Annotated in this window: 5 protein-coding genes; all 5 read right to left on the reverse strand. The window is 49.8% G+C overall.

Annotated features, from left to right (window positions below):
* Positions 1-659 precede the first annotated feature (659 nt).
* Positions 660-1,070, reverse strand: a complete 411-nt coding sequence (locus LG367_RS17640) for a hypothetical protein (protein ID WP_226470587.1) — start codon at positions 1,068-1,070, stop codon at positions 660-662.
* Positions 1,071-1,354: 284 nt separating this feature from the next.
* The gene (locus tag LG367_RS17645) at positions 1,355-2,083 is read right to left on the reverse strand and encodes an energy transducer TonB (RefSeq protein WP_226470588.1); all 729 of its coding nucleotides are present in this window, start codon (positions 2,081-2,083) and stop codon (positions 1,355-1,357) included.
* Between the two features lie 71 nt (positions 2,084-2,154).
* On the reverse strand, positions 2,155-2,733 hold the full coding sequence (locus LG367_RS18810) for a DUF4870 domain-containing protein (protein WP_484497388.1): 579 nt from the start codon (positions 2,731-2,733) through the stop codon (positions 2,155-2,157).
* Positions 2,657-3,349 (reverse strand): OmpA family protein, encoded by a 693-nt coding sequence (locus LG367_RS17655; protein WP_226470589.1) that lies wholly within the window; start codon positions 3,347-3,349, stop codon positions 2,657-2,659. Before LG367_RS17655 ends, LG367_RS18810 begins: the two co-directional genes overlap by 77 nt.
* Before the next feature lie 91 nt (positions 3,350-3,440).
* Positions 3,441-4,688, reverse strand: a 1,248-nt coding sequence (locus LG367_RS17660) for a YadA family autotransporter adhesin (RefSeq protein ID WP_226470590.1), incomplete at its 5' end; no start/stop codon positions are given.

Below are 4,688 nucleotides of genomic sequence, written 5' to 3' on the forward strand. Positions count from 1 at the left end.
CAAGGTGCAGCAAGCGATCGAAGTGGGAGAGGCAGACGATCTTCCCTCTGCCCAGTCCTAGCGCTGACTGCCCTAAGGGATTAGGACACGCCCGCACCATTCTTCCCGTTTTCCTCCTCCACGAAGTAGTGCGGAGTGCAGACTCCGCCAGCATCGGGAGACTAGCAGTACTCTATACATACGGCTCCACTCAGATCCGTCGGCACGGTCGCCCCTTGCGTCGTATGCCGGCGCGCCTTCGGTCCGATATTCCCCACTTTCACTCTCACAGGCGCCGTAATCTTGCCCTGCGTGCTCAACTTCCATCGACGGTGAAACCGATCAGTGGTCACGCGCACAGTCGGACTGTCTAGAGTGACGGATTTGCTCGCGGCGAGGGTCGCCGTTATGCAGTGGACAATGGCAGCTCTCTATTCAGGGTGAGGGCAGCACCCCCTCCCGGCAGTCGATACTCGAAACGTCCGCACCTCCAGCCCGAACACATGTTGCTGGCCTCCAACCGCAAGCCCAGATGTCTTATCCAAAGAAAGCTGGTAACTCCACCAGCCATTTTTCTCTATCCGTGAAATTCGCCTGTGTCACGACACAGCAATTTCATTCGCAGATTCAAAGATTTGTAAAACGGTTCTACAGCATATTTTGGTCGAGAAAAGACAACATCAGACTATTGGGGAGCGGGGAAACAGAAGCGATGCAGGGAAAGCGGGAAAACCATCGCTCACGGGCTCAAAACCATTCTTCGCATAGATGCGCAGCAGTGCCTGCACCCCCGCTTGAAAGCCATTCTGCACAAGCGGCTGCAGCGACGCGTCCAAGCCACAGCGCGCCAGATCGGCCGCTATCATTCCATCACGAAATTCCAGATCGGCCGCTATCATTCCATTACGAAATTCCAGATCGGCCTGCAAACTGCGGTGTTGCGCAACCAAATCCTGATCCTTCATCGAGATCAAGGTCATCACGGCTCGCTCAACGGCAATGCTATGACCAAGGAGGTAGGCCGCTATGGTTATGGAATTAAGCGCGGAGTCGGAGTCGACGGTATTGGGGGAAGTCGGTGTTTGTTCCATGGGCTCTAGGTGAAAACAAGATCATCATCTACATTGTCCCTGCTGCCGTGAGGAATTGATGACACACTACATCCACACTTCAACGGCGTATTCTCGATCCTTGGTATTGGTCACATGCATCGCCTCACGACTTCAATCTTCCGAAGCAATACCACTACAAGGCGAACTCTCAGACAACAGACTAGTTCACTACAAAGCGAATGCAGACCTGGTGATGAAATAAGATTGCATCGTACTCATGCAAAATCCGAGTGACCTAACATGTGAAGAATGCTCCACCGCCCCTATCGATTCATCTTAAAGTCAATGGTGACCTTCGTTTGTCCCTCTACTGCTTTTCCGTCAATTTTTGCTGGCTGGAAACGCCAATCATACATCGTTTGTGCAGCTGCTCGATCAAGCTCAGGAACTTTACTACTTTTGACTACTAAGACACGCTTCGGCACACCTTTAGCATTAACCCAAACGCGAAGACCTACGCTGCCCTCTTTCCTCCGACGATACGCGTCCAACGGGTAATAGGGTTGAGGCGCACCATTGGCTAGTGGCCGAGGTGATGCTGGTGCGACCTGACGTGGTGTTGGTGCGACCTGACGTCGCGTTGGTGCGATCTGATGTTGCACCGGCGCGACCTGATGGTCGATCACGGTGTGAGTTAGTCGTTGCGTGTTGGGAACGGCGGAGGAGCCCGGAGGCCCATTTTGACCGCTTGGCTCTTGCGACACTGCTGATTCTTGGCGATCGTTTACTTCCGTATCGAGCGACTTAAGAGTCTTTGTCGAATTAGATTCAATAACAGGTATTTCCGTGTACCTGGATGTTATGCGCTTATCTCTCGAATCTAAATGCTTTGAATCCATCTGTCTTTCTTTCACAGATTCGCCCGAGTTATTGCCAAACGCCTGCAAAGCCCGCATTGCTATTAACCAGCTCCCACTTAAAACTATCGACAAAAAGCATGATATGAATAACGTAAGTCGATAAATTGATTTTTGTAGTTGATGTTCACCCATAATAATTACGCCGCTACTATGTTATAACACACCTATATTGATCATATAAATTTGTACTAATGAAATACATTTCAATCGACTATGAATCGCCACGACATTGGGTAGCGATAATCCTTACCGCGTGCCATATAGATGGCGGCCCTAATATTCATAACAAGCCATACGCTACCAGTCAGGAAAACTCCAAACGCAAGCACCGCTCCACTTCTTCCTTGAGTGACTATAGTTAATACCATTAGAGCCCAGTTAACCATGGCCATGGTGATATTAAAATTCATTGCCTCTATCCCAATTTTGTGCACTGAAGACCATTTATATTTATTCTTGTTAATAAACAAGATCGCCAATGGCCCCATAAATATCCCCCACCCGCCAATCATCAAAGTTAGGAATCCTCCAATAATAGAGGACAGAGGGACAGTCATCGCCCAGAATCTCTGACGATGACTGCCGTAACTACTCTGATGGTGCATCGGCTCTACTGCCTCAGGACCATTAGGGCTCAGGTCCGTCTCATGCCTTTCATGGTTCATGCTTATACCGCCTCGCTTGCCTGACATACGCAATAACCCGCTATTCGGTCGTAGTCGATCCGCCCTGGATCTCGATATCAACACGACGATTAGTCGCGCGACCTTCCGCCGTGTCATTTGTCGCAATAGGCTCTTCCTCACCACGTCCCTCCGCCTTCACCGAGTCAGCCTTTACTCCGAGAAATGTGAGATATGAGAGTACTGATTGAGCACGCCTTTCTGAAAGATCCTGATTATAAGAATTGCTTCCTTTAGAATCTGTATGCCCAATAATTTTTAAGCTTTTCAATGGAACAGCGCTCACGGCTTTTGCAAACTCATCGAATTTTGACTTAGCCTGATCGCTTAGCTTCGCACTAGCAGTTTCAAACAATGCGTCAGATTGAAATTGAAAGCTGCTTGTGGTGATTCGCTCAGGAGTTGATGGAGCTTCTTCCTCGACCACTGGAACACCGCATTTGAATACAATTTCGCGAGAATCCCTTTTTGGCACATATTTACCTTTTAACCCATCAACTACTTCTATATTAACCATCTGGTCTTTGCATATTTTTCTTGCTTGTTTCATGCAAGCATCAGTGCTGGAGAAAATTCCCGCGCACGACACCTTGTAGGCTTCACTCCCGTCTGCAAGTGTCACTTGATTAGACCAATATTTAGGGCCTGACATCGTCGTACAAGCGCCAAGCAGAATGGCGATAACAACAATAATAAAATTATTTATCTTCATCATGATCTTACTTTTAATTCCTAAAATATGGCATGCTGATATGCTTATCAGCATGCCATTGATAAATGTTGATTATCTTAATTTAATAATCAATCTACCATTGATAGCTCATGCCAACCCCATATCCCGTTTCGTCTTCGTCCTCGCCCGAGGTACGGCCGACGTTGAAAGTGGTTGTTAAATTTTCGGTGACCCTGACTGTAGCTCCCACGCCGAATGCCTTGCCTTCCCCGTAGTTTCCGTAACCAGCACCAAGGGCGAAATTTTTACCTTCATCCAATCCGTGCGTCGAATTAAGCATCGCGATTGCCGTTGCTGTACCTGCATCAGCTTTTCTCTTCGCATCCTTGAGCTGACGCTTAAGCTGGCGCACATTTACGGCATCAGTGTCGTTTACACCCGCTGCAACATTGGTGACCCGTCGCTCTGCCCCCCTGCTACCAACTGAAACTGTATTTTCTTCATCCGCAACTGAATTCCTACCAATTGCTGTTGCATTCCTCGCGGTTGCCCTGGCTCCAGCACCGTATGCGCTTGCTCCTTCAGCAGTCGCACTTGCTCTCGAACCTACGGCGGTCGTGTCGTTACCCTTGGCTGTCGATCTCGCGCCATAGGCTACGGCGTTGTTCCCTTCGATCCTCGCATTGGCACCAGTCGCAGTCGAGTCATCTCCCACCACAGCTGCCTTATCGCCAGCCGCGTAGGATCGATTACCTCGCACCGTACTCTGCGAACCAATAGCCGTCGAGCCGTCGCCAACAACTTGCGCACGATAACCGTAAGCATTGGACTCATGCCCCTTGACACTAGCATTAGAGCCAGTAGCAATTGATCGATTGCCCACTACACTGGCTTTATAGCCAGATGCATTGGAGTCGTCACCCCTAACGCTAGAATTCGAACCGTTCGCTATCGACCTATTCCCGATGACATTCGCCGCATAACCATGCGCGTCGGAATCGTCACCTTTGATGCGAGCATTTGAACCGTTCGCATTCGACCTATTGCCCGTGACACTAGCTTTATAGCCAATCGCATTGGAGTCGTTCCCTTTAACACTAGCATTGGAACCAAGCGCATTTGAACGATCGCCTGTTACATTCGCTGTGTAACCATTGGCATTTGAATCATTCCCCTTGACACCTGCATTAGAACCGTTCGCATTCGAACGATCGCCTGCGACATTCGCCGCATAGCCGTCGGCGTTAGAGTCGTCACCACTGACACTCGAATTGGCGCCGTTAGCACCCGAGCGGTCGCCATCTACTGTCCCACTAATGGCATTGGCGCCGCCGGTATTGCCGCCGGTATTGCCGCCGGTATTGCCGCCGGTATTGCCGCC

Origin of the sequence: Luteimonas panaciterrae, from assembly GCF_020511115.1 — a bacterium.
In the GTDB taxonomy this organism is placed as follows: domain Bacteria; phylum Pseudomonadota; class Gammaproteobacteria; order Xanthomonadales; family Xanthomonadaceae; genus Luteimonas; species Luteimonas panaciterrae.

What these genes read in the sequence shown, in the direction of transcription:
- LG367_RS17640 (WP_226470587.1), bottom strand. Translation starts at nt 1,070, where the DNA reads ATGGAACAAACACCGACTTCCCCCAATACCGTCGACTCCGACTCCGCG.
- LG367_RS17645 (WP_226470588.1), bottom strand. Translation starts at nt 2,083, where the DNA reads ATGGGTGAACATCAACTACAAAAATCAATTTATCGACTTACGTTATTC.
- LG367_RS18810 (WP_484497388.1), bottom strand. Translation starts at nt 2,733, where the DNA reads ATGACACGGCGGAAGGTCGCGCGACTAATCGTCGTGTTGATATCGAGA.
- LG367_RS17655 (WP_226470589.1), bottom strand. Translation starts at nt 3,349, where the DNA reads ATGATGAAGATAAATAATTTTATTATTGTTGTTATCGCCATTCTGCTT.